The organism is Nocardioides deserti, from assembly GCF_014266025.1.
Lineage (GTDB): Bacteria > Actinomycetota > Actinomycetes > Propionibacteriales > Nocardioidaceae > Nocardioides > Nocardioides deserti.
In genome coordinates this window covers 114501-140684 of sequence record NZ_JACMYC010000002.1, presented here as the reverse complement: position 1 = coordinate 140684, position 26184 = coordinate 114501, and the positions used below count along the sequence as shown (strand labels likewise).

At 73.7% G+C, this 26184-nt stretch carries 23 protein-coding genes; 16 read left to right on the top strand and 7 right to left on the bottom strand.

Annotated elements, in window-relative coordinates; genetic code table 11:
- Nucleotides 1-78: 78 nt before the first annotated feature.
- On the bottom strand, nt 79-672 hold the full coding sequence (locus H7344_RS04070) for a TetR/AcrR family transcriptional regulator (protein ID WP_186344748.1): 594 nt from the start codon (nt 670-672) through the stop codon (nt 79-81).
- 263 nt (nt 673-935) lie between these two features.
- On the opposite strand from H7344_RS04070, the gene H7344_RS04065 reads away from it, so the two are divergent.
- Complete coding sequence (locus H7344_RS04065; RefSeq protein ID WP_186345028.1) at nt 936-2276, top strand: NAD-dependent malic enzyme; 1341 nt, start codon at nt 936-938, stop codon at nt 2274-2276.
- 5 nt (nt 2277-2281) lie between these two features.
- On the opposite strand, the gene H7344_RS04060 is transcribed toward H7344_RS04065, so the two are convergent.
- Both H7344_RS04060 and ppgK read right to left on the bottom strand, forming a co-directional pair.
- A complete protein-coding gene (locus H7344_RS04060) occupies nt 2282-2875 on the bottom strand; it encodes a hypothetical protein (RefSeq protein ID WP_186344747.1) in 594 nt (197 codons plus the stop codon).
- 63 nt (nt 2876-2938) lie between these two features.
- Entirely contained in the window at nt 2939-3706 is a 768-nt protein-coding gene (ppgK, locus tag H7344_RS04055; protein WP_186344746.1) for a polyphosphate--glucose phosphotransferase, read from the bottom strand.
- 229 nt (nt 3707-3935) lie between these two features.
- Here ppgK and H7344_RS04050 point away from each other — a divergent pair, with 229 nt between their 5' ends.
- The 8 genes from H7344_RS04050 (at nt 3936) to H7344_RS20200 (ending at nt 12399) form a co-directional block, all read left to right on the top strand.
- Nucleotides 3936-5039 (top strand): ATP-binding cassette domain-containing protein, encoded by a 1104-nt coding sequence (locus H7344_RS04050; RefSeq protein WP_186344745.1) that lies wholly within the window; start codon nt 3936-3938, stop codon nt 5037-5039.
- A complete protein-coding gene (locus H7344_RS04045) occupies nt 5036-5791 on the top strand; it encodes an ABC transporter permease (RefSeq protein ID WP_186344744.1) in 756 nt (251 codons plus the stop codon). The genes H7344_RS04050 and H7344_RS04045 overlap by 4 nt, the downstream gene beginning before the upstream one ends.
- 96 nt (nt 5792-5887) lie before the next feature.
- The gene (locus H7344_RS20425) at nt 5888-7336 is read left to right on the top strand and encodes a fatty acid desaturase (RefSeq protein WP_186344743.1); all 1449 of its coding nucleotides are present in this window, start codon (nt 5888-5890) and stop codon (nt 7334-7336) included.
- Nucleotides 7336-7551, top strand: coding sequence for a ferredoxin (locus H7344_RS04035; protein ID WP_186344742.1), 216 nt, complete (start codon nt 7336-7338; stop codon nt 7549-7551). The genes H7344_RS20425 and H7344_RS04035 overlap by 1 nt, the downstream gene beginning before the upstream one ends.
- A 115-nt stretch (nt 7552-7666) precedes the next feature.
- Nucleotides 7667-8257, top strand: a complete 591-nt coding sequence (locus H7344_RS04030) for a TetR family transcriptional regulator (RefSeq protein ID WP_186344741.1) — start codon at nt 7667-7669, stop codon at nt 8255-8257.
- The gene (locus tag H7344_RS04025; RefSeq protein WP_186344740.1) at nt 8254-9645 is read left to right on the top strand and encodes an MFS transporter; all 1392 of its coding nucleotides are present in this window, start codon (nt 8254-8256) and stop codon (nt 9643-9645) included. The genes H7344_RS04030 and H7344_RS04025 overlap by 4 nt, the downstream gene beginning before the upstream one ends.
- A gap of 77 nt (nt 9646-9722) precedes the next feature.
- Nucleotides 9723-10934, top strand: coding sequence for a M15 family metallopeptidase (locus H7344_RS04020; protein ID WP_186345027.1), 1212 nt, complete (start codon nt 9723-9725; stop codon nt 10932-10934).
- Nucleotides 10935-11115: 181 nt separating this feature from the next.
- Complete coding sequence (locus tag H7344_RS20200; RefSeq protein ID WP_222130247.1) at nt 11116-12399, top strand: serine/threonine-protein kinase; 1284 nt, start codon at nt 11116-11118, stop codon at nt 12397-12399.
- Nucleotides 12400-12411: 12 nt separating this feature from the next.
- Here the strand turns inward: H7344_RS20200 and H7344_RS04010 are convergent, their stop codons facing one another.
- The gene (locus H7344_RS04010) at nt 12412-14373 is read right to left on the bottom strand and encodes a vWA domain-containing protein (RefSeq protein ID WP_186344739.1); all 1962 of its coding nucleotides are present in this window, start codon (nt 14371-14373) and stop codon (nt 12412-12414) included.
- Between the two features lie 80 nt (nt 14374-14453).
- On the opposite strand from H7344_RS04010, the gene H7344_RS04005 reads away from it, so the two are divergent.
- Entirely contained in the window at nt 14454-14807 is a 354-nt protein-coding gene (locus H7344_RS04005) for an MOSC domain-containing protein (protein WP_186344738.1), read from the top strand.
- Between the two features lie 10 nt (nt 14808-14817).
- Nucleotides 14818-15783 carry an NADPH:quinone oxidoreductase family protein gene (locus tag H7344_RS04000; RefSeq protein ID WP_186344737.1) on the top strand — a complete coding sequence of 322 codons (966 nt, stop codon included), beginning with the start codon at nt 14818-14820 and terminating at the stop codon, nt 15781-15783.
- A gap of 149 nt (nt 15784-15932) precedes the next feature.
- On the opposite strand, the gene H7344_RS03995 is transcribed toward H7344_RS04000, so the two are convergent.
- On the bottom strand, nt 15933-16229 hold the full coding sequence (locus H7344_RS03995; RefSeq protein ID WP_186344736.1) for a putative quinol monooxygenase: 297 nt from the start codon (nt 16227-16229) through the stop codon (nt 15933-15935).
- A 63-nt stretch (nt 16230-16292) separates the two neighbouring features.
- On the opposite strand from H7344_RS03995, the gene H7344_RS21045 reads away from it, so the two are divergent.
- The 3 genes from H7344_RS21045 to H7344_RS03985 all read left to right on the top strand — a co-directional run bounded on the left by H7344_RS21045 (nt 16293) and on the right by H7344_RS03985 (nt 20428).
- The gene (locus H7344_RS21045; protein ID WP_308423344.1) at nt 16293-17408 is read left to right on the top strand and encodes a M13 family metallopeptidase N-terminal domain-containing protein; all 1116 of its coding nucleotides are present in this window, start codon (nt 16293-16295) and stop codon (nt 17406-17408) included.
- Nucleotides 17409-18236 (top strand): M13-type metalloendopeptidase, encoded by an 828-nt coding sequence (locus tag H7344_RS21040; RefSeq protein ID WP_308423343.1) that lies wholly within the window; start codon nt 17409-17411, stop codon nt 18234-18236.
- Nucleotides 18237-18310: 74 nt separating this feature from the next.
- Nucleotides 18311-20428, top strand: coding sequence for a RecQ family ATP-dependent DNA helicase (locus H7344_RS03985; RefSeq protein WP_186344735.1), 2118 nt, complete (start codon nt 18311-18313; stop codon nt 20426-20428).
- Between the two features lie 109 nt (nt 20429-20537).
- On the opposite strand, the gene H7344_RS03980 is transcribed toward H7344_RS03985, so the two are convergent.
- Entirely contained in the window at nt 20538-22025 is a 1488-nt protein-coding gene (locus H7344_RS03980) for a DHA2 family efflux MFS transporter permease subunit (RefSeq protein WP_186344734.1), read from the bottom strand.
- Nucleotides 22026-22141: 116 nt separating this feature from the next.
- Complete coding sequence (locus tag H7344_RS03975) at nt 22142-22639, bottom strand: glutathione peroxidase (protein WP_186344733.1); 498 nt, start codon at nt 22637-22639, stop codon at nt 22142-22144.
- Between the two features lie 57 nt (nt 22640-22696).
- Between H7344_RS03975 and H7344_RS03970 the strand changes: the two genes are divergently transcribed.
- Together H7344_RS03970 and H7344_RS03965 are read left to right on the top strand one after the other, a co-directional pair.
- On the top strand, nt 22697-25498 hold the full coding sequence (locus H7344_RS03970; RefSeq protein ID WP_186344732.1) for a DEAD/DEAH box helicase: 2802 nt from the start codon (nt 22697-22699) through the stop codon (nt 25496-25498).
- A gap of 1 nt (nt 25499) precedes the next feature.
- On the top strand, nt 25500-26183 hold the full coding sequence (locus tag H7344_RS03965) for an SWIM zinc finger family protein (RefSeq protein ID WP_186344731.1): 684 nt from the start codon (nt 25500-25502) through the stop codon (nt 26181-26183).
- The last annotated feature ends 1 nt before the right edge of the window (nt 26184 follow it).

Genomic DNA, 26184 nt, shown 5'->3' with positions numbered 1-26184 from the left:
GGTCGGGCTGGTCGGGCTGGCTGGCTGGTGCGGCGGCGGTTGCAGAGCTGGTGTGCAGGAAGCCGGTGTGCGGCCGCGCTAGGAGAGGAGCGCGCGGGCCGCGGCGAGGTGCTCGTCGAACTGGTCGGCCAGCGGGCGGTCGTCGCCGTCGACGTAGGCCGCCATCACGCTGTCGAAGACGGTGACCAGGAGCCGGACGAGCAACCGTGCGCGCAGGTCGCCGAGGGCGGGGTCACGCCGGACGACGAGCCCGACGATGACGGTGCAGATCTCCTCGAACCGGCCGTGCACCGCGATGAGGAGCCGCGGGTTGGTGGTGAGGATGTGCTGGAGGCGGCGGACCTGGTCGCGGTGGACGTCCTGGCGGTCGAGGATCGCCCGGCCGAGGGAGGCGAGGTCCTCGACGAGCACCCCGTGGGGCCCGCCGCGCACGAACTCGGCGCGGACGTCCTCGGGGATCTCCGGGACGTTCCCGAGCACCGCGTCGAGCTTGCTGGGGAAGTAGTTGAACAGCGTCCGGCGCGAGACGTCGGCCGCCGCCGCGAGGTCCTCCATCGTGAAGCCGTCCAGACCGTGCTGCTCGACCAGCCGCTGGGCCCGGTCGGAGATGCGGTCCTCGGTGTCGCGGCGCTTGGCGTCGCGGCGCGACAGCTCGATTGCACTTCCGGACATGGAGTGCAGTCTTGCACTCCCGTCCAAGAAGTGCATAATTGTGACGGCGGTCACGGGGGTTGGTGGCGCACGTTTCATCGGCTGGCCGATGAAACTGCCGGTGGGCCGCTGAAACTTCATCGGCTGACCGGGAGGTCCATCGGCCCGCCGATGAACCTCACACCCGTCCGGGCCGAGGTGACTTGCCGGTAACCGGCGCGGGCGCGGAGAGTGGGCCGGTGACCAGCCGATCAGCCGCAACCACGTCGTCGTACTCCATCACCATGCGGCTGCACACCGCGCCGGACCACGGCGTGGTGGGCGCGGTGGCCACGGGCATCAGCCAGGCCGGCGGCATCGTGACCGCGATGGACGTCTCGGAGTCCAGCCACGAGCGGCTCGTCGTCGACGTGACCTGCTCGGCGGCCGACGCCGACCACGCCAAGCTGCTCGAGCAGGCGGTCGACGCGATCGACGGCGTCACGGTGCACAAGACCAGCGACCGGACCTTCCTGCTGCACCTCGGCGGCAAGATCGAGGTCACCTCCAAGGTGCCGATGCGCAACCGCGACGACCTGTCGATGGCGTACACCCCGGGCGTGGGTCGCGTCAGCAGCGCGATCGCCGAGCACCCCGAGGACGTGTGGCGGCTGACGACCAAGGGCAACACCGTCGCGGTCGTCACCGACGGCTCCGCGGTCCTCGGCCTCGGCAACATCGGCCCCGGCGCGGCGCTGCCGGTGATGGAAGGCAAGGCGGCGCTGTTCAAGCGGTTCGCCGACATCGACGCCTGGCCGATCTGCCTGGACACCCAGGACACCGACGAGATCGTGCGCGCGGTCGAGCTGATCGCCCCCGGCTTCGGCGGCATCAACCTCGAGGACATCGCTGCTCCGCGCTGCTTCGAGATCGAGCGGCGGCTGCGCGCCAGCCTCGACATCCCGGTCTTCCACGACGACCAGCACGGCACCGCGATCGTCGTCCTCGCCGCGCTCACCAACGCCCTGCGCGTGGTCAAGAAGCAGCTCGCCGACGTCCGCATCGTCGTCTCCGGCGGCGGCGCGGCCGGCACCGCCATCGTCACGCTGCTGCTCGCCGCCGGCGCGGCCGACGTGGTCGTCGTCGACCGGGCCGGCGCGCTGTGCGCCGACGACGAGACGCTCACCGGCGCCCACCGTCAGCTCGCCGAGGTCACCAACCCCCGCCGCGCGACCGGCGACCTGCACACGGTGCTCACCGGTGCCGACGTCTTCATCGGCGTGAGCGCGCCGCGGATCCTCCAGCCGGAGTGGATCAAGGACATGGCGACCGACCCGGTGGTCTTCGCGCTGGCCAACCCCGACCCGGAGGTCGACCCGGTCGAGGCGGACAAGTACGCCGCGGTCGTGGCCAGCGGGCGCTCGGACTACCCCAACCAGATCAACAACGTGCTGGCCTTCCCGGGCGTCTTCCGCGGCCTGCTCGACGCGCGCGCCTCGGAGATCACCATCGAGATGCTGCTCCGCGCGGCCGAGGCGATCGCCCACGTCGTGGCCGACGACGAGCTCAACCCGTCGTTCATCATCCCCACGGTCTTCCACCCCGACGTGCCGAAGGCCGTCGCCGCGGCGGTCCGCGGGGCCTGAGGCGCTCAGCCGGCGGGGACGCCGCGGACCTCTGCCGGGTCGCGGTGCTCGACCAGCGTCCGCAGCGCCCGGTCGCGGGCCCGGCGGGTGTCGGCGGAGACGGTGACCCGGTAGGGGTGCCGGCGGTAGACCGAGGTGAGGACCCACGCGCCGCTCGGGTCCGGCTCGCGCAGCCGCCAGACCCAGCGGTTGACGGTGCCGTCGGGGGCGCGCGCCACGGCCCGGTCGCCGCCGGCGTAGGTCCGGCGCACGCGCCGCAGGTTGCTGCTCACGTCGCGCGCCACGGCGTACGTCACGACGGCGGGGACGCCCTCGACCTGGACCCAGCAGCGCCACCGGGCGGTGCGTCCGCGCTCGGAGCCGCGGCAGGCGAGATCGTCGAGGTCGACCGAGGGGAACACCCAGGCCAGCCCGGCCAGGCCACGGGGCCGGCTGCACCCCGCGGGTCCCTCGGCGCTCGTCGAGCCGTCCCAGCAGGTCGCCGCTCCGCCGGTGGCGTCGGCGCTGTCGGGCTCGGCCAGCAGCAGCCGGGCCCCGGCGCCGGCGGTCGCGACGAGCAGCACCAGGAGCGGTACGACGACCAACGGGGTGCGTGCCACGGGTACCTCCTCGGACCGGGTCGCGCGGACATCGTGCCTCGCCCGTACCCCGGCTGGGAAGGGTCAGCCCCCGGTCGCGTGCAGCGCCGCGCCCACCACGCCGGCCTTGTTGCGCAGCGTGGCCGGCACGACCTCGGTGTCCAGCCGCAGCAGCGGCAGGAACTCCTCGGACCGCTTGCTGACCCCGCCGCCGACCACGAACAGGTCGGGGGAGAAGAGCCGCTCGAGGTGGCGGTAGTACGCCGTGAGCCGCTCGGCCCACGCGGTCATCGAAAGGTCCTCGCGCTCGCGGGCGCTGTTCGCGGCGCGCTTCTCCGCGACGTGGCCGTCGAGCTCGAGGTGGCCCAGCTCGCTGTTGGGCACCAGCCGGCCGTCGTGCACCAGGGCGGAGCCGATGCCGGTGCCGAGGGTCGTGACGATGACCAGGCCGCGGTGGCCGCGCGCCGCGCCGTACCGCACCTCGGCCAGGCCGGCGGCGTCCGCGTCGTTGACGACGTGCACCTCGCGGCCGGTGGCCTCGGTGAACAGCGCGTCGGCGTCGGTGTCGACCCAGGCCGGGTCGATGTTGGCGGCCGAGCCGACCACGCCGTGCCGCACGATGCCCGGCACGGTCACGCCCACCGGTCCCTGCGCGCCCGGGAAGGCGTCCAGCAGCTCGCGGAAGACCTCGGCCACGACGACCGGCGTCGACGGCCTGGGGGTCTTCACCCGGACGCGCTCGGCGGCGAAGTCGCCGACCTCGAGGTCGACGGGCGCGCCCTTGATGCCGGTGCCGCCGAAGTCGATGCCGACCGGGGTCTCCGTGGTGGTCGTGGTGGTGGTGCTGCTCATCCGCCCATCCCACCACGGCCCGCCTGACCCTGGCGATGGCCTCGACGTCTGCGAGCCCACCGGCGTCGAGGTCAGCAGCGGCGCTGAGCGATGAGTCCGGCGTCGCCGGCCGGTCTGAGGACCTGCCCGCGCCCGCCGCGACGACAAACCGGTCGACGGCCGCGGCTGCGGGTGGGGACACTGCCCGGGACCCGGGGCAGCGCCCGACCGAACCAGCGAAGGAGCCCGGATGATCCACGCACGAGGACTCGTGCAGACCTTCACCACCGGCCGTGGCAAGGAGAAGAAGGCGGTCCAGGCCGTCGACGGCGTCGACCTCGACGTCAGCGAGGGCGAGGTGGTCGGCTTCCTCGGTCCCAACGGCGCGGGGAAGACCACGACCCTGCGGATGCTCACCACCCTGCTGAAGCCGACGGCGGGCACCGCCACGGTCGCGGGGTACGACGTGGCGACGCAGCCCGTGCAGGTGCGGCGCAGCATCGGCTACTGCAGCCAGGTCGGCTCGACGTTCTCCGGCGCCTACGCCGGGGACGAGGTCGTCGACCACGGGATGCTCTACGGGATGTCGCGCAAGGACGCGGTCGCGAAGGGCCAGGAGCTCTTCGACCGGCTCCAGCTCGACGGCCTGTGGCGGCGGATGCCGAAGAACATGTCCGGCGGGCAGAAGCGGCGCCTCGACATCGTCATGGGGCTCATCCACTCGCCGTCGCTCGTCTTCCTCGACGAGCCGACGACCGGCCTGGACCCGCAGGCGCGGGCCAACCTGTGGGAGCACATCGCCGGGCTGCGCACCGAGCAGGGGGCGACGGTGTTCCTGACGACCCACTACCTCGACGAGGCCGACGCGCTGGCGGACCGGATCGTCATCATCGATCGCGGCCGGATCGTCGCCAGCGACACCAGCGACAACCTCAAGGCGCAGGTGGCCGGCGACCTGGTCGACCTCGAGGTGAGCGCCGACGAGCACGTCGCGGTCGCGCGGGACAAGCTCGGCTCGCTCGCTCCCGACGTCACCGTCGAGGGCCGGCACGTCCGTGGTCGGGTCGCGCGCGCCGGGCGCGCGGTGCCGGGGCTGCTGCGTGATCTGGAGTCCTCCGGGGTCGCCCTGGACTCGATCGAGGTGGCGCGGCCGACCCTCGACGACGTGTTCCTCACCCTGACCGGCCGCTCCCTGCGCGACGCCGAGGCCGCGGCCGAGGCCGCCGCGGAGGACGGGGCGGAGGACGGGGCGGAGCACGGCGGCCCGCCCGGCGGCGTACCTCCGGAGGCGGGGGCGACGCCGTCCCCGACCACCACCGCCACGACCCCCACGAGCACGGGAGCCGACCGATGACCACCTTCCTGCGCGAGACGTCGATCGTCTTCAACCGCCAGCTGCGGATGAACCTGCGCAACCCCGCCTGGGTGATCATCGGGATGCTGCAGCCGGTGCTCTACCTGCTGCTGTTCGGGCCGCTGCTGGAGCCGGTGATCGGGCAGCTCGGCGTCAACCAGTACACCTGGTTCGTCCCGGGGATGCTCGTCCAGCTCGGCATCTTCGGCGCGTTCTTCGCCGGCTTCAGCCTGATCGGGGAGTGGCGCGAGGGCGTGATCGAGGCGGAGCGGGTGACGCCGGCCAGCCGGTCGGCGCTGCTCATGGGCCGGCTCGGCCGCGACCTGCTGCAGCTGCTGGTCCAGGCGCTGATCCTGGTCGCCCTCGGCCTGGTGATGGGGATGGACTGGAACCCCGGCGGGATCCTGCTCGGCATCGTGCTGACGATCCTGCTCGGCGGGGCGTGCGCGGCGGCCTCAAACGCGTTCGCGCTGACGGTCAAGAGCGAGGACGTGATGGCGCCGGTCATCAACCTGGTCATGATGCCGGTGCTGCTGCTCTCGGGGATCCTGCTCCCGATGAGCTTCGGCGCCGCGTGGCTCGACACGCTGGCCGACTTCATGCCGATCCGGCACGTGGTCGACGCGGTCCGCGGGGCGTTCTTCGGCGACTTCGACGCCTCGACGATGGGCTGGGGCGTCGGCTGGACGGTGCTGCTCTTCGGGCTCGCCGTCTGGTGGGGCACCGCGGTGTTCCGGCGCGAGAACGCCTGACCACTCCCGGGCGCAGATTTACATCGGCGTACCTCTTGTCAAGGACGGTGTACAGACCCTATGGTCATGTAAACCCACCCGGCAGGAGGTACGTCGATGGCCACCAGCGCGAACAGCACGGTCCCCCAGGGCTCGACCGAGCAGTGGACGGACAAGAAGCGCTACCTGTGGCTGATCGGCCTGGTGGTCCCGTCCCTGGCGTTCCTCGCGTACGCCGGGTGGAAGCTGACCGGGTTCGGCGGCTTCTTCTGGATCGGCCCCGTGGTGATCCTGGTGGTCGTGCCCGCGATCGACCTGGTCGCCGGGCTGGACCGCTCGAACCCGCCCGACGACGTGATCGAGGCGCTCGAGGAGGACCGCTACTACCGCTGGATCACCTACCTCTTCCTCCCGGTGCAGTACGCCGGGTTCCTCGGAGCGATGTACCTCATCGCCGCGGGCGACCCGCTCTCCGGCGTCGGCCGGGGCGGCGGTGACCTGGCGGTCTGGGAGGCGGTCGGGCTGGCGATCTCCATCGGCTGCATCGGCGGCATCGGCATCAACACCGCCCACGAGCTGGGCCACAAGAAGGAGAGCCACGAGCGCTGGCTGTCCAAGATCGCGCTGGCGCAGAGCTTCTACGGCCACTTCTACATCGAGCACAACCGCGGCCACCACGTCCGCGTCGCCACCCCCGAGGACCCGGCGTCCTCGCGCGTCGGCGAGAGCTTCTACCGGTTCTGGCCGCGCACGGTCCTGGGCTCGCTGCGCTCGGCCTGGAACCTGGAGAAGCGCCGCTACGCCCGCAAGCAGCAGCACCCCTTCCGCCTCGGCAACGACGTGCTCAACGCCTGGGTGATGTCCGCGGTGCTGTGGGGCGCGGTCGTGGTGTGGCTCGGGCCGGTCGTCCTGCCCTACCTCGTGCTGCAGGCGGTCGTTGGCTTCTCGCTGCTCGAGGTCGTCAACTACATGGAGCACTACGGGATGCTGCGCCAGAAGGTCGGCGTCGGCGAGCGGCAGCGCTACGAGCGGGTCGACCCCTCGCACTCGTGGAACTCCAACAACATCGCCACCAACGTGCTGCTCTACCACCTGCAGCGCCACAGCGACCACCACGCGAACCCGACCCGTCGCTACCAGACGCTCCGCGACTTCGAGGAGTCCCCGGTGCTGCCCACGGGGTACGCCGGCATGATCGTGCTCGCCCTGTTCCCGCCGGTCTGGCGGCGGGTGATGGACCCCCGCGTGCACGGCCACTTCGGCGGCGACATGACCCGGGCCAACATCCAGCCCGGCAAGCGCGAGCAGATCCTCGCGGCGTACCCCACCCCGGTCGTCGAGCCGACCGCCACCGAGCGGGCCGAGACGACGCCGGGCGCGGCGGAGGAGGTGCTCGCGGCGCGCTGCCCGAGCTGCGATTACGTCTACGACGTCGAGGTCGGCGACGAGCACGAGGGGTTCGCGGCCGGCACCGCCTGGGCCGACATCCCCGACGACTGGTGCTGCCCCGACTGCGGCGTGCGCGAGAAGGTCGACTTCGTCCCGCTGGCCCGGGCGGACGCCTGATGGGCGCGCCGACCGGACCGGTCCGCATCACCGTCGACCGCGACCGCTGCGAGGGGCTCGGCATGTGCGAGGCGATGGCCTCGGACTACTTCGAGCTCGATGACGACGAGGTGATGACCGTGCTGGAGGAGACGCCGGCCGAGGCCGACCGCGGTCGGGTGCACGCCGCGGTCGAGGCCTGCCCGGTGCTCGCGCTGACGCTCGCCCCGGCTTGAGCGAGGCCCCACCGGGGCACACACGACCGGCCGCGGGCCGGCGCGCGGCGGTTCCCCCGCTGTCCGGGCGCCGGTTCGCGGTTCTCGTGCCCACCACCGTTCCTAGACTGGCCGCATGACGACGACCGGCGCAGCGCCGACCTCGACGCGCGACCGGGTGGTCGACGCGGCAGTGCGGATGACCATCGACATCGGCTGGTCGCGGGTGACGATGGTGCGGCTCGCCGACGAGGTCGGCGTCAGCCGGCAGACCGTCTACAACGAGATGGGCACCAAGGCAGGTCTCGCCGAGGCGATGGTCGCCCGCGAGCTCGAGCGCTTCCTCGGCGTGGTGACGCTCGCCTTCGACGCCCACCCCGACGACCTGGTTGCCGGCATCCGCGAGGCCACCCGGACGGTGCTCGAGCTGGCCCAGGACAACCCCCTCCTGCACGCGGTGGTCAGCGCGACCCATGGTGCGGACACCGAGCTGCTGCCGTTCCTGACCACCCAGGCCGACAACCTGCTGGCCACGGCGCACACCGTCGTCGCCGAGCGGGTGGCGCCGTACGACATCGGGCTGGCGCCCGAGCAGGTCGACGCGGCCATCGACATGGTCGTGCGGGTGGTGCTCAGCCACGTCATGCAGCCCTCCGCCAGCCCGGCCGGCACCGCCGACCGGCTCGCCTGGCTGGTCGAGCGGGTCCTTCGACCGTCGGCGGGGTGACCGGCCCCGCGGCGGTCCGCCTCGGGACGCCAACCGGGCGGGCCGTCGTCGCGGCCGCGACGCTCGGGTCGGGGATGACCCTGCTCGACGGCACGGTCGTCACCGTCGCCCTGGTCCGGATCGGCGAGGACCTCGACGCCTCGCTCGCCCAGCTGCAGTGGGTGACCAACGGCTACCTGCTCTCGCTGGCCAGCCTGATCCTGCTCGGCGGCTCCCTGGGCGACCGGTTCGGCCGGCGCCGGGTCTTCGTGGTCGGCACGGTGTGGTTCGCGCTCGCGTCGCTGGCGTGCGGCCTGGCGCCGACCGCGGAGACGCTCATCGCGGCCCGGGTGCTCCAGGGAGTCGGCGGCGCGCTGCTAACCCCGGGCTCGCTGGCGATGATCCAGGGAGCGTTCGCCGCCGAGGACCGGCCGCGCGCGATCGGCGCGTGGTCGGGTCTCGGCGGGATCGCGACGGCGATCGGCCCGTTCGTCGGCGGCGTGCTCATCGACCACGCGAGCTGGCGGTGGATCTTCCTGGTCAACCTGCCGCTCGCGGCGGTCACCGTCGCCGTCGCCCTCCGGGCGGTGCCCGAGACCCGCGACCCGAGGGCCCCCGGTCGCCTCGACGTCGCCGGCGCCGCGCTCGCGACCCTCGGCCTGGCCGGCACGACGTACGCGCTCATCCAGTGGGGCGACGCCCTCGCGCTCCCCGCCGGGGCCCTCGCGGTGCTCGCGCTCGTCGCCTTCGTGGTCGTCGAGCGCCGCCGGACCGACCCGATGCTCGAGCCGGCCCTCTTCGCCGACCGCACCTTCAGCGCCGCCAACGCCATGACGCTGCTGGTCTACGCCGCGCTCGGCGCGGTGATGTTCTTCCTGGTCATCCAGCTGCAGACCGTCGGTGGGTACGCCGCGCTCGGCGCCGGCACCGCGACCCTGCCGGTGACGGTCTGCATGCTGCTCCTCGCCGCCCGCGGCGGGGCGCTCGGCGCCCGGATCGGCCCGCGCATCCCGATGACCGTCGGGCCGCTGGTGATGGCGGTCGGCGTGCTGCTGCTCCTCGGCGTCGACGACGACGTGGACTACCTGGTCGAGGTGCTGCCGGGGCTCACCGTCTTCGGGCTCGGCCTCGCGCTGATGGTCGCGCCGCTGACCGCCACCGTGCTGGCCGCCGCGCCCGACGAGCAGGCCGGCCTCGCGAGCGGGGTCAACAACGCCGTCGCCCGGGCCGGGTCGCTGCTCGCGGTCGCGGCGCTGCCGGTGGCCGTCGGGCTGGGCGGGGACCAGTACGCCGACCCGGTGGCGCTCGACGCGGCGTACGGCTCCGCGATGCTGGCCTGCGCCGGCCTGCTCGCGGTCGGCGGCCTGGTCTCGTGGTTCGCGGTGCGCGAGGACGTGCTCGGGGAGTGAGCGAGGTCCGGCCCCACGCGTTGCCGAGCGCGCCTACCCTGGACGCGGGAGCTCGGGGAGGAGGACTCGTGGGATCGATGCGCGCCCGCACGCCGCTGGCCGCGGCAGCGCTGCTGCTGCTGGCCGGGTGTGGTGGCGCGCCCTCAGCCGAGCCCGCGCCGGCGCCCGGCTCGGCGCCGCCCACCTCGGGCGCTGCCGCGTCCACCGCTCCTGGGAGCGGCAGCACCGGAACCACGGTCGGTGACTTCGCCGTCGAGCCGCCCGGCCCGCTGCGCGGCAGCACGCTCGAGGGCCCGGACATGCTGGTCTACAGCCAGGACTCGTTGAGCGAGGACATGGTCGAGCGGATCGCGGCGCTCGAGGGCGTCGACGCGGTCGAGTCGCTGGCGATGGCCCAGGTGCCGGTCGAGGACCGGGTGATCAACCTCGCGGCGGTCGACCCGGCGACGTACCGCCGCTTCGTGCCCGACCGCGCCAGCGCCCGCCTGCTCGAGGCGTGGAAGCGGGTGGCCGCCGGCGAGATCGCGGTCCTGCCGGAGATGAAGAAGAAGATCCCCATGGACGACCAGGGCTTCCTCTCGCTCGGCAACGCGACGGAGGCGCCCAAGGCCCACGTCGGGGCGTACGTCGCGCAGGTGCCGCAGGTCGACGCGGTGGTCAACGAGAAGTGGCGCGACGTGCTCGAGATGAAGCCCGGCAACGCGCTGCTCGTCTCCGCCGACATCACCGCGCCGCAGGCGCTGCGCAAGCCGATCCAGCGGATCGCCGGCGAGGACGCCTCGGTGCAGATCCTCGGCCCGGACCTCGACACGAGCGTGCAGCAGACGGCGTTCCTCGTCGGGAGCGTCGCGGACGCGGTCGGCACCTTCAACTACACCGTGCTCGGGGGTGGACGGATCGCGCCGGACCCGGCGTGGGTCGCCGAGCACATCCGCACCGAGCCGGTGCCGATCCTCGGCTCGGTGACCTGCAACAAGGCGATCTTCCCGCAGCTGCGCGCGGCGCTCCAGGAGGTCGTCGACCGCGGTCTCGCGGCCGAGATCAACCCGGACGAGTACGCCGGCTGCTACTACCCGCGCTTCATCGCCGGCTCCACCAAGCTCTCCAACCACTCCTTCGGGCTCGCGCTCGACTTCAACGTCCCGGGCAACCTGCGCGGCACCGTCGGCGAGATGGACCGCACGGTCGTCAGCATCTTCAAGAAGTGGGGCTTCGGCTGGGGTGGCGACTGGCGCTACACCGACCCCATGCACTTCGAGATGGTGGCCATCGTCGAGCCGCGGACCTGAACCGTCCGCTCCTCCGCCGCTCGGTCGGGGGCTGGTCGCTCTCGTGGCCGGTCAACATTCGTTCAATTGCGCCGTTGTCGCGCCTCCCGCGCCCGGAAACCCGCTCAAACCGCGCAATTGAACGATTGTCGACGCCCCGGACCGGGCCGACGGCCGCAATCCCTCGTCTAGCCTGCCCGGCATGGAGCCGGCGCCGACGACCGTGTTCGCCGGGCGCTACCGCCTGCTCGGCCACCTCGGCGAGGGCGGGATGGGCACGGTCTGGCGCGTCGTCGACGAGCGCGAGCAGCGGGTCGTCGCCGCCAAGGTGCTGCGCCAGACCGACGCGGCGTCGCTGCTGCGGTTCGTGCGCGAGCAGGCCACCCGCGTCGAGCACCCGCACGTGCTGACCCCGATCGGGTGGGCCGGGGAGGACGACCTGGTGCTCTTCACGATGCCGGTCGTGGAGGGCGGGTCGCTGGAGGACCTGGTACGCCGAGGTGGCCCGCTGCCGCCGCTGCTGGTCGCCGAGCTGCTCCGTCAGCTCCTCGAAGGGCTCGCGGCTATCCACGACGCCGGCGTCGTCCACCGCGACGTCAAGCCCGCCAACCTGCTGCTCCGCGCGACCGGCGCGGGCCGCCCGCACCTGCTCGTCTCCGACTTCGGGGTGGCCGTCGACCTCGCCGGGCCGCGGCTGACCGAGACCGGCGCGGTCGTCGGCACGCCGGGCTACCTCGCCCCCGAGGCCGCCGGTGGAGCGGCGCCGGCCACGCCCGCCGACCTGTACGCCGCCGGGCAGGTCGCGCTGTACCTGCTGGCCGGCGCCCCCTCCGCCGTCCCAGCCGTGCTTCCTGCCCGCCCGGACCGGGTCCCGGACGCACTGTGGGCGCCGGTCGCCGACCTGCTCCGCGCCGACCCGGCTGAGCGGCCGACCGCCGCCGAGGCGCTGGACCGGCTCCGCCACCCGACCCTGGCCTGGCACCCCGACGCCGTCGGCGACGTCCGCCTGGACGCCGTCACCGCGCCGGTGCCCGGCCCGCACGAGCCTTCCGGGCTCCGGCGGACGCTGCCGGAGCCGACCCGGGTGCGGGCGGTCCCGAGCAGCCGAGGCGCCCGCCGGGCCCTGCTCGCGGGACTGGTCACCGCGCTCCTCGCCGGCGCCGTCGTCGCCCTGGTGCTGCTGCTGTGGCGGCCCTGGGACCAGCCGGTCGTCCAGGAGGATCCCGCGCCGGACCGGTCGCCCTCGCCCTCGCCCTCGGTCTCCTCCTCGCCGCCGCCGTCGGCCCCCACCGGTGCGACCGAACCGCCGGGCCAGCCGTCGGACCCGGCCCCGGGCTCGGTGGAGGTCGGCCGGGTGGTCACCCGGGTCGGCCAGCCGTGCGAGACGGCCGAGCTGGGCCTGCGGGAGACCACGCTGACCGGCGTCGACGTCGTGTGCCGGCCGGCCGCCGGTGGTGGCGACCCGGCCTGGCGCCGGGCGGGATAGCGCGGGTCGGCTTCAGGTGCGGCGGCGGACCAGCAGGCCCGCGACCACGGCCAGCACGACGACCAGCCCGACGCCGCCGAGCGCCCACGGGAGCGCCGACCCGCCGTCCGCGTCGCCGTCCGCGCTCTGGGAGCCGTCGGCCGCGGAGGTGTCCTCCTCGGCCGCGGGCGACTCGTCCGCGGTCGGGTCGGCGCCGTCGTACGTCGGGGCGCCTGTCGGCTCCCCGTTGACGGCGGTCCGCAGCCGCAGCGTGATCGGCTCGGCCTCGGGCGTGCCGGGCTCGGCGGCCGCGCGCGAGACGACGAAGTAGTAGTCGCCGGCCAGGGCGGCCTTGCGCAGGTTCACGTAGGAGTACCCACCTGCGGTGGTCGGCTGCGCGGAGCGGTTGCGGTAGCGGATCTCGGGGACGTAGCGCGACTCCTGCAGCGAGGCGGTGCTCGGGCTGAGGCTGGGCAGCGTGCCGGTGTCGGTGAGCTCCGCCCGGGCGGGGGTGTAGGTCTGGAGGTCGAAGTGGAGGTAGGAGGAGCGGGGAACGGCCTCCCCCGGAGCCGGGAGGTCGACGGTGAACGCCGCTGACTGCCCGTGCTGGACGGCCACGCGGTAGAAGATCTGCTCGCCCGGGAGCAAGGTCTCGCGGTAGGTGCCCGGCGCCAGCAGGAGGGCGTCGGAGAACCCGCCGCCGCCGACGACCGGGGTGCCCCGGCCCTCGGCCGGGGCGACCAGCGGGTCGATCGTCCCCGCGTCGAGGGGCTCGGGCAGGTCGCCGAGGTTGGTGACCGGTGGCTCCTCGACGTAGAGCACCTCGACGGGGACGGGTGCACCACCCTCGAGGCGCTGCACCCCGACCATGAGGCGATCGGCCTCGACGCAGGGATCCGCAGGCACGCCGGCCGGGCTGGGGGTCGGGCTGGGGCTGGTGATCGGAGTGGGCGAGGGGGAGGCGGACGTGTCCGAGGACGGGGTCGCCGAAGCGCCCGCCGCCTCCTCGGAGCCGTCGACCTGGACGTCGACGACCAGGGCCTGGGTCAGCCCGGCGGGGTCGAACCGGCTCCCGCGCTCGTTCGCGCACTGCTCGCCCTCGGGTGTCCGGATGTCGATCGTGAGGGTCTCGCGGTTGTACGGATCGGCGCTCGCGAGCGGCCGCGAGACGATGGAGAGGCGGACCGTGGACCCGGGTCGGCGGACGAGCTGGTAGTAGCGGACGGGGGTGCCGACGGCGAACCGGTCGGTGTACTGGCCGGGCTCGAGCTCGGGGCCCTCCTCCGGCAGCTCGGTGGCCTCGACGGGCTCGCCGAGGACGGTGAAGGGCCGGGTGGCGCGCTGGGAGAGCTTTCCCAGCGAGGCGGTGAGGGCCTCGGCGTCAGCGGCGTCGTAGTAGGTGCCGCCGCCCGCCTCGGCGATGCAGCGCAGCTGGTCGCGGGCGGCGGGGCCGACGCCGAAGCCGACCGTGTCGATGCGCAGGTCGACGCCGGAGCCGACGAGGGCGCGGACGGCCTTGCACGGGTCGGGCGCGCACGTCTCCTCGCCGTCGGAGACGAGCACGATCGTGCGCCGGCCCTCCGGGCCGAGGTCCTTGACGGCCTGGCGCAGGGAGTGGGCGATCGGGGTCTCGCCGGTGGGGGTGGTCTGGTCGATGGCGGTGCGCAGGGCTCCGCGGTCGAGGGTGGTCAGGGGTGCGACGAGGCGGGAGTCGCGGCAGGAGTCGTTGCGGTCGCCGTAGACGCGCAGGCCCACGGTCGCGTCGTCGGGGAGGGTGTCGACGACCGAGGTGAGGGCTCGTTTGGCGGCGACCATCTTGGTGGTGCCCGACGGGTCGGGTTCCTTCATGGAGCCGGACGCGTCGAGCATGAGGAGCAGCTGCCCGGGGTCCTCCTCCTCAGCCGCAGCGGCGGTCGCGGTGGTCACCGGCGCCGGCACGAGCAGCAGGGCGACGAGCGCCAGCAGGGCAGGCAGCGATCGGGCGGTGGTCCCCATGGACGATCTCCTCGAGCAGCACGAGCGGTCACCCCACCCTCCCCGCGCGGCCGCCCCGGAAACCCGGCTACGGTCGGCGCGTGCGGGTCGTCGCGGTGCACCGGTACCCGGTCGAGTCGCTGCAGGGCGAGTCGCTGGAGCGGGCGGACGTCGGCCCGCGCGGTCTCGACGGGCCCGCTGGTCACGCTGCCCGACGGCCGGTCCTGGGGCCGTTCGCGGAGGACGGCTGGGTCGGTCGCGAGCTGGAGGTCGGGGAGGTCGTGCTGCGGGTGCGCGAGCCGATGCGCCGCTGCGTGACGGTCGGGGCCGAGGTGCTGCACGAGGCGACGCGGCTCGACGACGGCTGCGCGGGGCTCGTGGTGGTCGACGTAGTCGCGCCGGGGACCGTCGCGGTCGGCGACGTCGTACGCCTGCTCGGTCCGGGCGGTCGCTAGCCTCCCCTCCATGCGTGCAGCCAGAGTCCTCGCCACCACCGGTCCCGCTGACGTCCGTGTCGAGGAGGTCGACGAGCCGACGCCCGGCCCGGGCGACGTCCTCGTCGAGGTGCACAGCGTGGGGGTCTCCTTCCCCGACCTGCTGCTGAGCCGCGGGGAGTACCAGATGAAGCCCGAGCCGCCGTTCACCCTCGGCGTCGACTTCGCCGGCACGGTCGTGTCCGGCCCCGGCTTCGAACCGGGCCAGCGGGTCGCCGGCGTCGGCGGCTGGGGCGGGGCCTCCGAGCTCGTGTCGAACCCGGCCGGGTTCGTCTTCGCGCTGCCCGACGAGCTGTCGTACGACGAGGGCGCGGCGCTGCCGATGAACTACCTGACCGCCGACTTCACCCTCCACGAGCGGGCCGGCCTGCGCGAGGGCGAGACGGTCCTCGTGCACGGCGCCGCGGGCGGCGTCGGCACCGCGACCATCCAGGTCGCCAAGGGCATGGGCGCGCGGACCATCGCGGTCGTCTCCACCGACGAGAAGGCCCGGATCGCCCGCGACGCCGGCGCCGACGAGGCGATCCTGATCGAAGGCTTCAAGGACGCCGCCAAGGAGCTGACCGGCGGGGTCGGCGTCGACGTGGTGGTCGACGTGGTGGGCGGCGACCTGTTCACCGACTCGCTGCGCGTGCTCGCGCCGCAGGGGCGGCTGATGGTCGTCGGGTTCGCCGCCGGCCAGGGCATCCCGCAGGTCAAGGTCAACCGGCTGCTGCTCAACAACGTAGACGTCCGCGGTGTCGGCTGGGGCGCCTACGCGATGGTCCGCGACGGCTACATGGCCCAGCAGTGGGAGCGCCTGGTGCCGATGATGACCTCCGGGGTCGTCAAGCCCCCGATCGGCACGACCTACCCGCTCGACGACTTCGCCCAGGCGCTCCTCGACATGGAGGCCCGCAAGACGCTCGGCAAGTCGGTGGTCCGCGTCCGCGACTGATCCGGCGGCTCATATGTAACGCGCTGTCGGTGCAACTACCGCGCTGTCGGCCGTCTACCGCGCCATCCGGGCAACTACCGCGCCGTTCGAGCGGCGCGGTAGTTCCGTGGACAGCGCGTTACATGCAGCGAACGGCGGCGCCCCCGCGCTCAGACCGCGCGGAGCGGGTGCAGCCCGACCTCACCGGCGAGGATCGGGCCGAGCACGCCGAAGGCCTCGGCGACGTGCGGGGCGGCCATGTGGGCGTCGATGGCGGCCTGGGACCCCCACGCCTCGATGGTGATGAAGGTGCCGGGGGCGGTGGCGGACTCGAAGGCGTCGTACTGCAGGCAGCCCTCGTCGTTCGCGAGCGTGGCAGCGGCCAGGGCGGCGAGCGCCGTGCGGGCGGCGTCGGCCTGGTCGGGCTGGACGGGCAGGGTCGCGACGACGCGGATCGGGTTGCTCATGGCGCCGAACGTAGCGGTGCTGCGCGCCCGGGCGCAGTGGGTCGTGGCGGTTAGGGTCGTGCCGTGACGATCCTGGATGACGCCCGCCCGGGCATGGACCCCGACATCCGCCCGCAGGACGACCTGTTCGGCCACGTCAACGGCCGGTGGCTCGACGAGACCGAGATCCCCGACGACCGGTCCAGCTGGGGCCCGTTCGTCCAGCTCGCCGACGCCGCGGAGGCGCACGTCCGGGAGATCATCGAGGAGCTCGCCGCGGGCGACCCCGCGACGATGACCGACGACGCCCGCAAGATCGGCGACCTCTTCGCGTCCTTCATGGACACCGAGACGATCAACGCGCGCGGCACCCGCCCGATCCGGCCGCTGCTCGACGCGGTCGAGGGGCTGCGCGACGTGCGCGACCTGGCGGCGTTCCTGGGCGAGTTCGAGCGGGTGGGCGGCCACGGCCTGTTCGGGTCGTACGTCGACACCGACGACCGCCGCTCGGACCGCTACCTCATGCACCTCGTGCAGGGCGGGCTGGGCCTGCCGGACGAGTCGTACTACCGCGAGGAGAAGTTCGCCGAGATCCGCGACGCGTACGTCGCCTACCTCGAGCGCCTCTTCACCCTCGCCGAGCACCCGCGCCCCGAGGCCGCCGCGCGGACGGTCCTCGAGATCGACACCCGCCTGGCCGCCGGCCACTGGGAGCGGGCCGAGACCCGCGACGTGCAGAAGACCTACAACCTGATGACGCTGGCCGACATCAAGCAGCTGTGCCCGGCCTTCGACTGGGACGCCTACGTCACCAACCTCGGCGGCACCGAGGAGACCCTCGCCGAGGCGTGCGTGCGCCAGCCGTCGTACCTCGGCCACCTCTCCACCGTCCTCGACGAGGTCCCGATCGACGCGTGGCGCCCGTGGATGCTCAGCCACGTGCTGCGGTCCTCCGCGGCGTACCTCACCGACGACTTCGTCGAGACCAACTTCGACTTCTACGGCCGCACCCTCAACGGCACACCCGAGCTGCGCGCCCGCTGGAAGCGCGGCGTGGCGTTCGTCGAGGGCGCAATCGGCGAGGCGGTCGGCAAGGAGTACGTCGCGCGGCACTTCCCGCCGACGTCCAAGGCGCTCATGGACGACCTGGTCGCGAACCTGCTCGCGGCGTACCGCCAGTCGATCTCGCAGCTGGACTGAATGACCGAGGACACCAAGCAGCGGGCCTACGAGAAGCTCGCGACCTTCCGGCCCAAGATCGGCTACCCCGAGAAGTTCCGCGACTACTCCGCGCTGCGGGTGACCGCGGACGACCTGCTCGGCAACGTCGCGGCGGCGTCGGCGTTCGAGACCGACCGGCAGCTGGCGAAGATCGGCGCCCCGGTCGACCGCGACGAGTGGTTCATGCTGCCGCAGACGGTCAACGCCTACTACAACCCCGGCACCAACGAGATCTGCTTCCCCGCGGGCATCCTGCAGAAGCCGTTCTTCAGCCCCGACGCCCACCCGGCGGAGAACTACGGCGGCATCGGCGCCGTCATCGGACACGAGATCGGCCACGGCTTCGACGACCAGGGCGCGCAGTACGACGGCGAGGGCAACCTCAACGACTGGTGGACCCCGGCCGACAAGGCCGCCTTCGAGGTGAAGTCCAAGGCGCTCGTCGAGCAGTACGACGGGTTCGAGCCGCGCAGCCTGCCCGGCGAGCACGTCAACGGCTCGCTCACCGTCGGCGAGAACATCGGTGACCTCGGTGGGCTGACCATCGCCCACAAGGCGTTCCTGATCTCCGAGGGCGGCTCGGCCTCCGAGGAGGACCGGCGGCGGCTGTTCCTGAACTGGGCTTACGTGTGGCGCACCAAGCGCCGCAAGCAGCAGGAGCAGCAGTACCTCACCATCGACCCGCACAGCCCGCCGGAGTTCCGCGCGAACATCGTCCGCAACCTCGACGAGTTCCACGAGGTGTTCGGCACCGCGGAGGGCGACGGGCTCTGGCTCGACCCCGACCGGCGCGTCCGGATCTGGTGACCTGACGGGGCGCCGGGGCCGGGCCTGTGGAGGGCGGCCCCGGACCGTCCCCGGCCGCTGGTAGACAGGTCGGCATGAGCTCTCCCGCCGCCCCGTCCTCGACCGCGAGCTCGACCGACGTACGCCGGCAGGCGGAGGAGCACCTGCGCGCGCTGGTCGGCAGCGACGACGCGGTCCTGCGCGAGGACCAGTGGTCGGCGATCGAGGCGCTCGCGGTCGACCGTCGGCGTGCGCTGGTGGTCCAGCGGACCGGCTGGGGCAAGTCGGCGGTGTACTTCGTGGCGACCCTGCTGCTGCGCGGCCAGGGCGCCGGGCCGACGGTGATCGTGTCGCCGCTGCTCGCGCTCATGCGCAACCAGATCGCCGCCGCCGAGCGCGCCGGCATCCGGGCCGTGACGATCAACTCGACCAACATCGAGGACTGGGAGCCGACCCACCAGGCGATCCGCGACGGCGAGGTCGACGTGCTGCTCGTCAGCCCCGAGCGGCTCAACAACCCGGGCTTCCGCGACGAGGTGCTGCCGAAGCTGGCGGCGACCTGCGGCCTGCTCGTGGTCGACGAGGCGCACTGCATCTCCGACTGGGGTCATGACTTCCGGCCCGACTACCGCCGGATCCGCACGTTGCTGGCGGAGCTGCCCGACGGCATCCCCGTCCTCGCCACGACAGCGACCGCCAACGAGCGGGTGACCGCCGACGTGGCCGAGCAGCTGGGCCCGCTCGGCCAGCAGGTGCTGGTGCTGCGCGGTTCGCTGGACCGCGAGTCGCTGCGCCTGGGCGTGGTCCGGCTCAAGACGGCCGACCAGCGGCTGGCCTGGCTCGCCGACCACCTCGCCGAGCAGCCCGGGTCGGGGATCGTCTACTGCCTCACGGTCGCCGCGACCCAGGAGATCGCGGACTTCCTGCGCTCGCGCGGGCACGACGTCGCGGCGTACTCCGGCCAGACCGACACCACCGAGCGGCAGGCCCTCGAGCAGGACCTCGCCGCCGGTCGGGTCAAGGCCCTCGTGGCGACGAGCGCGCTGGGGATGGGCTTCGACGCGACGCTCGGCTTCGTGGTCAACATGGGCGCGCCGGCCTCGCCGGTCGCCTACTACCAGCAGGTCGGCCGCGCCGGCCGAGGCACCGACGAGGCGGTGGTCGTCCTCCTGCCGGCGACCGAGGACCGCGACATCTGGCACTACTTCGCCTCGCTGGCCTTCCCTCGCGAGGAGCTGGTCCGGCAGACGCTGCAGGTCCTCGCCGAGGAGGGCCGGCCGATGAGCACCGCCGCGCTCGAGACGCGGGTCGAGCTGACCCGCACCCGGCTGGAGACGATGCTCAAGGTGCTCGACGTGGACGGCGCCGTGCGCCGCGTCCGCGGCGGGTGGGAGTCGACGGGGCGGGAGTGGAGCTACGACGAGGAGCGCTACCGCCGGGTGACCGAGGCGCGCGAGCGGGAGCAGCAGGCGATGCTCGACTACATCGCGACGGAACGGTGCCGGATGCGGTTCCTGCGCGACCAGCTGGACGACCCCGAGGCGGCCGACTGCGGCCGCTGCGACAACTGCGGCGGGCTCGACCTGTCCACCGACGTCTCGGCCGCCGCGCTGGAGGAGGCCGGCGCCCGGCTTGCGCGCCCCGGTGTCGTCGTCGAGCCGCGCAAGATGTGGCCGACCGCGCTGTCCAACCTCGGCATCGACCTCAAGGGCAAGATCAGGGACGGCGCGTCCGAGGGTCGCGCTGTGGCCAGGCTGACCGACCTCGGGCACGGGCAGGCCCTGCGGGAGCTCTTCGCGCCCGGCAAGCCCGACGGGCCGGTGCCCGTGCCGCTCGTGCGCGCCGTCGTCGAGGTGCTCCAGGAGTGGCGGCCGCAGGTCGACGTCATCGTGCACGCCGAGTCGGCGACCCGCCCGACGCTGACCAGCGACCTGGCGGCCGGGCTGTCCCGCTTCCTCGGCATCCCGGTGGTCGGCACCTGGGCGGTCGTCGACCCGGACGTCGCCCCTGGTCAGGGTGCGATGAACTCCGCCCAGCGGGTCGCCGCCGTCGGTCGTCGCTCCGCCCTGCACGCCGACGTGCCCGAGGGCGCGCGGGTGCTGCTCGTCGACGACCGCACCGACACCGGCTGGAGCCTGACCCTCGCCGCCCGGGCGCTGCGCGGCGCGGGCGCGGCCGAGGTGCTGCCGCTCGTCCTCGCGGTCACCGGCTGAGGCGGGGGCGGCCTCCGGCCGGAACCGCACCACCCCGGCAAACGGCTCGTGCTGCCCACCGTGCGCCGGAGCGCACGCTGGGTAGCACGAGAGGTTGGTGCCGAGCGGGTCAGTGACCCATGAGCGCGGTCTGGTCGACCGGCTCGGCGGGGGGCTTGCGCGGCAGGAAGAACGCCGGCACGAGCACGACGGCGACCATCACGGCCGCCACCCAGAAGGTCCCGCCGAAGACGCCGGCCAGGTCGTCGAGGACCTGAGCGGGGTCCTGCGAGGGACGGACGTCGTTCTTGACGCCGTTGGTGAGCAGCACCGAGAAGATCGCGGTGCCGATCGAGGCGGCGACCTGCTGGACGATGTTGAGCAGCGTGGAGCCACGGGCGACGGTGTGGCCGCGCAGCGTCTGCAGCGCCGCGGACATGATCGGCATCATCGTGGCGCCCATGCCGAGGCCCATGACGAACAGCGCGCCCATGAGGAACGTGTACGACGTGGTCGCGTCGAGCGTGGCGAACATGCCCATGCCGACGGTGATCACCGCGACGCCGGCGAGCACGATCTTGCCGGGGCCGATCCGGTCGGACAGCACGCCGGCGACCGGCATGACGAGCATCGCGCCGACGCCCTGCGGCGCGAGCAGCAGGCCGGCGGAGAGGGCGCCCTCGTCGCGGACCTGCTGGAAGTAGAGCGGGAAGAGCAGGCTGGCGCCGAAGAAGGCGATCGCGAACAGCGACATCGCGATCACCGCGACGGTCATCGTGCCGTTGGTGAACAGCCGCAGGTCGACCAGCGGGTGCTTGTTGGCGCGGGCGAGCGCCCACGGCACGAACGCGGCGATCAGCAGCAGGCCGACGATCGCGGGGACGAGCACCTCGGCGTCCATGACGGTGCCGGTCTCGGGGATCGTGGACACGCCGTAGAGGAACAGCGCGAGGCCGGGGGAGAGCAGCAGCATGCCGAGCCAGTCGAAGGTCTCCGAGGGCTCGACGGAGTCCTTCGGCAGCACCTTGGCGGCGTACACGATCGCGACCACGCCGATCGGGACGTTGATGAGGAAGATCCAGTGCCAGCTGGCGTTCTCGATGAGCGCGCCGCCGATGATCGGGCCGAAGATCGGGCCGAGCAGCATCGGGATGCCCATGACGGCCATGACCCGACCGATCCGCTCCGGGCCGGCCGCGCGGGTCAGGATCGTCATGCCGAGCGGCACGAGCATGCCGCCGCCCAGGCCCTGCAGCACGCGGAAGGCGACCAGCATCTCCAGCGAGGTGGCCGCGGCGCAGAGCGCGGAGCCGGCGGCGAAGAGGACGATCGCGACCAGGTAGAGCCGCTTGGTGCCGAACCGGTCCGAGGCCCAGCCGGTCAGCGGGATCACGCTGGCCAGGGCCAGGGTGTAGCCGGTCATCGTCCACGCGACCTGGGCGGTCGTCGCGTCGAACTCGCGCTGGAAGGTCTCGAGGGCCACCGAGACGACGGTGATGTCGAGGATCGACATGATCGCGCCGAGCACGACGACGCCGGCGACGACGAGGACCTGGCGGTCGAGCTTGTCGGGCGCGCCGGGCGCGCCGGGCGGGCTGGTGGAGAGGTCGGTGCTCACCGCGGAAGGTTAGGGGCGCCCGCGGTCACGCGTCCTGTCGGCGGAGGTCGCCCCGGCCGTGGCCTTGGTCACCCGCCCGGTGCACCCGCCCGGTGCAGGGCGGCGGGCGGGGCAGGTCAGGCGGCGCTGGCCGCCAGCGCGCGGGCGGCGTCGCGCAGCGAGGGGTCGTCCGGCTCGACGCCGGGCCGGAACCGGGCGACGACGCGGCCGGTGCCGTCGACGAGGAACTTCTCGAAGTTCCACTGCACGTCGCCCGCCTCGCCCTGCTCGTCGGGGGTGCGCACGAGCTCGTCGTAGATCGGGTGCCGGCCCTCGCCGTTGACCTCGATCTTCTCGGTCATCGGGAAGGTGACGCCGTACGTCGCGGAGCAGAACTCTTCGATCTCCTCGGCCGTGCCCGGCTCCTGCCCCAGGAACTGGTTGCACGGCACCCCGACGACAGTGAAGCCCGAGGCGGCCAGCTCCTCGTGGAGCGTCTCGAGGCCGGCGTACTGGGGAGTGAGGCCGCACTTGCTGGCCACGTTGACCAGCAGGGCCGGCTTGCCGCCGGTGATCTCGCCGAGGGTCGCGGGCGTCCCGTCGAGGCGGTTGATCGGCAGGTCGAGGATGCTCATGCGGCGACCGTACCGGCCGCGCGTGCGCTGTCGGCAGCAGCGGTTACGGTCCTGCGGGTGAGCTTCGTGCCCGTCACCGGACCGGCCACGTTCCGCGCCGGCGAGCCCCCGCGCGAGGGCGTGGTCGAGTTCAGCGACGACCGGCGGACGGTGAGCCTGCCGGTCCGCGCCGCGCTGCCGGTGCTCTCCAAGTCCCACGCACGCGACGACCTGCACCCCAGCGTGGGGCTGCTCTCGGGAGCGGCGCTGCTGGGCCTCCGGCTGGTCGCGGCGGGCCGGCTCGAGCCGGCGACGGGCGCCGGGCCGCCGTCGTGGCGGATCGCGCCGCTCGACGCCTCCGACACCGACCGGGTGGAGATGCTCGCGCGCTCCCGGGCGTACGACGGCGTGGACGCCGAGGCCGCCCAGGCGCTCGTCCGCCAGGTGCTCGACGCGGTCGCGGACGCCGTTCCGCGCACCGCGCCCGGGGCTGGGACTGGGCTCGGTGCCGGGCGCCGCAGCGCGCGGCCCGCTCCGCAGCGGCCGACCGCCCCGCCGCCGCGTGTCGACCCGGAGTTCGCCGCCCGGCTCCAGGCGCGGATCGACCGCCACCGGACGCGCGCGAGCCGCCCCGACGAGCTGCCCCAGCTGGTGGGGGTGTCGCTTCGGGTCGAGGCCGACGAGGAGGAGCTGGTCGCGGGGGCGGTGCGGCTGGTGCTGCAGGTCCACGACGAGCAGGACCCGCTCCACGTGTGCGACGCGGCGCTGTTGTGGACCGAGACCGGACCGGACGCGAGCCACGGGTTCGGCGAGCGCGCCCGCACCCACGCCACGATCGCCCTGCGTGCCGCCGCCGAAGCCTGGCCGGTGCTCGACCGGCTGCTCGAGCTGCGGGTGCCCGACCAGATCACCCTCGACACCGACGAGATCGTCGGCCTGCTCGAGCACGGCGTGGGCGCGCTGCGCGACCGCGGGGTCGACGTGCTCTGGCCGCGCAGCCTGGGTCGCGACCTGACCACCCGCACCGTGCTGGACGCGGCGCCCTCCGGCGCGGCGAGCGCGGGCGGAGGCGTCCGCGAGGCGCCCCTGAACGAGCCGGTGCTCGGCACCGAGGCGCTCTTCGCGTTCCGCTGGCAGGTGGCGCTGCACGGCGAGCCGCTCACCGACGAGGAGATGGAGCAGCTGGCCTCGGCGGCCTCACCGGTGCTCAAGCTCCGGGGCAGCTGGACCGTCGTGGACCCGACGGTGGCGCGGCGCGCCCGCAAGCGGCTGGTGCGCACCGCGACGCCGGCCCAGGCCGTCGCGGCCGCGCTGACCGGCACCGTCCAGGTCGAGGAGGCCGAGGAGCAGGTCGTCGTGGGCGCGAGCCTCGAGCGGGTGCGCGAGCAGCTGCGGACCGCCGCGACCCGCGAGCCGGTCGACCCGCCCGCCGCGCTGCGCGCCGAGCTGCGGGACTACCAGCGCCACGGCCTGACCTGGCTGGCCGAGCTCACCTCGCTCGGCCTCGGCGCCTGCCTGGCCGACGACATGGGCCTGGGCAAGACGATCACGCTCATCGCGCTCCACCTGCACCGTCGGGAGCGCGGCGCGACCGGCCCCACGCTGGTCGTCTGCCCGACCAGCCTGCTCGGCAACTGGGAGGCAGAGGTCGCGCGGTTCGCGCCCGGCACGCCGGTGCGCCGCTTCCACGGGTCGAGCCGCGACCTCGCCGGCCTGGCGGACGGGCTGCCGGGCACGGACCCGGGGTTCGTGCTGACGACGTACGGCACCGCCCGCCGCGACGCCGCCTCCCTCGCCGAGGTCGGCTGGGACCTGGTGGTCGCCGACGAGGCCCAGCACGTCAAGAACGCCCGGACCGCCACCGCCCGCGCCCTGCGCACCATCCCGTCGCGTGCCCGGGTCGCGCTGACCGGCACCCCGATCGAGAACGACCTGACCGAGCTCTGGTCGGTGCTGGACTGGGCGACCCCAGGCCTGCTCGGCAGCCGCAACGCCTTCCGCAAGGTGTGGGCGGCGCCGATCGAGTCGGGGCTGGAGCCCACCAAGGCCCGGCAGTTCGCCGACCTGGTGGAGCCGTTCCTGCTCCGGCGGCGCAAGTCCGACCCCGGCATCGCGCCGGAGCTGCCGGCCAAGACCGAGACCGACCACCCGCTGCGGCTGACCCGCGAGCAGACCGTGCTCTACGAGGCGTTCGTGCGCGACACGATGGAGCGCATCGAGCGGTCCGACACCGACCAGCGACGCGGCCTCGTGCTCGCGCTGCTGACCGGGCTCAAGCAGATCTGCAACCACCCGGCGCAGTTCCTCAAGCAGTCCGGCGCCGCTCGGCTCGCCGGACGCTCGCAGAAGCTCGACCTGCTCGAGGAGCTGCTCGCCACCGTGGTCGCCGAGGGCGGGGCGGCGCTGGTGTTCACCCAGTACGTCGCCATGGCCCGCCTCGTCGAGTCGCACCTGACCCGGCTCGGCATCGGCCACCAGCTGCTCCACGGCGGCACGCCCGTGCGGGAGCGCGAGGACATGGTGCGCCGGTTCCAGGCCGGCCCCGACGAGCCGGGGGCGGTCCCGGTCTTCCTGCTCTCGCTGAAGGCCGGCGGCACCGGGCTCAACCTCACCCGCGCCGACCACGTGATCCACCTCGACCGCTGGTGGAACCCCGCCGTGGAGGAGCAGGCGACGGACCGCGCCTACCGGATCGGGCAGACCAAGCCGGTCCAGGTGCACCGGATGGTCACCCGCGGCACCATCGAGGAGCGCGTCGCCGAGCTGCTGACCCGCAAACGGGCGCTGGCCGACTCGGTGCTCGCCGGGGGCGAGGCCGCGCTGACCGAGCTCTCCGACGACGAGCTGCGCGACCTGGTCACCCTGCGGCCGGAGGCCTGAGGTGGCCGACCCGGCGACCCGCGTCGTCCACCCGCGCCTGCCGGCGCGGCGCGGCGGCGCGCGGGCGGCGACCTGGTGGGGGCGCGCCTGGCTGCGGGCGGTCGAGGAGGCGGCGTACGACGAGGCGGACCTGGTCGCCGCTCGCCGGCTGGCCCGCTCCGGGCGGATCGGCGGAATCATCGTGGACCGCGGCTCGTTCGTCGCGGCGGTCGAGGACGACGGCGGGCTGTGGACGACCTCGGGCACCGTGCCGGTGCTCGACGACGTCGCCCGGGACGCGTTCGTCGAGACCGTGGCGGCCGAGGCCGGGCGGGTGGCGGCCCTCATGGCCGGCGACCTGCCGCACACGCTGGTCGAGCACGCGGAGGACGCCGGTGTCGAGCTGCTGCCCTACGGCGGCGAGCTCGGCGCGACATGCACCTGCGAGGGCTGGACCGACCCGTGCGTGCACGCGCTGGCGGTGCTCACCCAGCTCGGGTGGCTGGTCGACGGCGACCCGTTCGTGCTGCTGCAGCTGCGCGGGCTGCCCCGCGAGGACCTGCTCGCGCGGCTGCACACCCGCGCCGGCCCGACCGACGACGATCCGGTCGCCACCGACGACGACACGGCGTACGACGCGGCCCTGCGCGCCGCGCGGGCGCTGGACCTGCTCGCGGACGGCCAGCCGATCGACCACCTGCTCTGAG

Excerpts from the sequence above, each read along its gene's own strand:
- H7344_RS20200 (WP_222130247.1), top strand. The coding sequence starts at position 11,116 with ATGGAGCCGGCGCCGACGACCGTGTTCGCCGGGCGCTACCGCCTGCTC.
- H7344_RS04010 (WP_186344739.1), bottom strand. The coding sequence starts at position 14,373 with ATGGGGACCACCGCCCGATCGCTGCCTGCCCTGCTGGCGCTCGTCGCC.
- H7344_RS21040 (WP_308423343.1), top strand. The coding sequence starts at position 17,409 with ATGACCGAGGACACCAAGCAGCGGGCCTACGAGAAGCTCGCGACCTTC.
- H7344_RS03975 (WP_186344733.1), bottom strand. The coding sequence starts at position 22,639 with ATGAGCATCCTCGACCTGCCGATCAACCGCCTCGACGGGACGCCCGCG.
- H7344_RS03995 (WP_186344736.1), bottom strand. The coding sequence starts at position 16,229 with ATGAGCAACCCGATCCGCGTCGTCGCGACCCTGCCCGTCCAGCCCGAC.
- H7344_RS04020 (WP_186345027.1), top strand. The coding sequence starts at position 9,723 with ATGCGCGCCCGCACGCCGCTGGCCGCGGCAGCGCTGCTGCTGCTGGCC.
- H7344_RS04070 (WP_186344748.1), bottom strand. The coding sequence starts at position 672 with ATGTCCGGAAGTGCAATCGAGCTGTCGCGCCGCGACGCCAAGCGCCGC.
- H7344_RS04050 (WP_186344745.1), top strand. The coding sequence starts at position 3,936 with ATGATCCACGCACGAGGACTCGTGCAGACCTTCACCACCGGCCGTGGC.
- H7344_RS04000 (WP_186344737.1), top strand. The coding sequence starts at position 14,818 with ATGCGTGCAGCCAGAGTCCTCGCCACCACCGGTCCCGCTGACGTCCGT.
- H7344_RS03985 (WP_186344735.1), top strand. The coding sequence starts at position 18,311 with ATGAGCTCTCCCGCCGCCCCGTCCTCGACCGCGAGCTCGACCGACGTA.
- H7344_RS04065 (WP_186345028.1), top strand. The coding sequence starts at position 936 with ATGCGGCTGCACACCGCGCCGGACCACGGCGTGGTGGGCGCGGTGGCC.
- ppgK (WP_186344746.1), bottom strand. The coding sequence starts at position 3,706 with ATGAGCAGCACCACCACCACGACCACCACGGAGACCCCGGTCGGCATC.
- H7344_RS04035 (WP_186344742.1), top strand. The coding sequence starts at position 7,336 with ATGGGCGCGCCGACCGGACCGGTCCGCATCACCGTCGACCGCGACCGC.
- H7344_RS04030 (WP_186344741.1), top strand. The coding sequence starts at position 7,667 with ATGACGACGACCGGCGCAGCGCCGACCTCGACGCGCGACCGGGTGGTC.
- H7344_RS20425 (WP_186344743.1), top strand. The coding sequence starts at position 5,888 with ATGGCCACCAGCGCGAACAGCACGGTCCCCCAGGGCTCGACCGAGCAG.
- H7344_RS04045 (WP_186344744.1), top strand. The coding sequence starts at position 5,036 with ATGACCACCTTCCTGCGCGAGACGTCGATCGTCTTCAACCGCCAGCTG.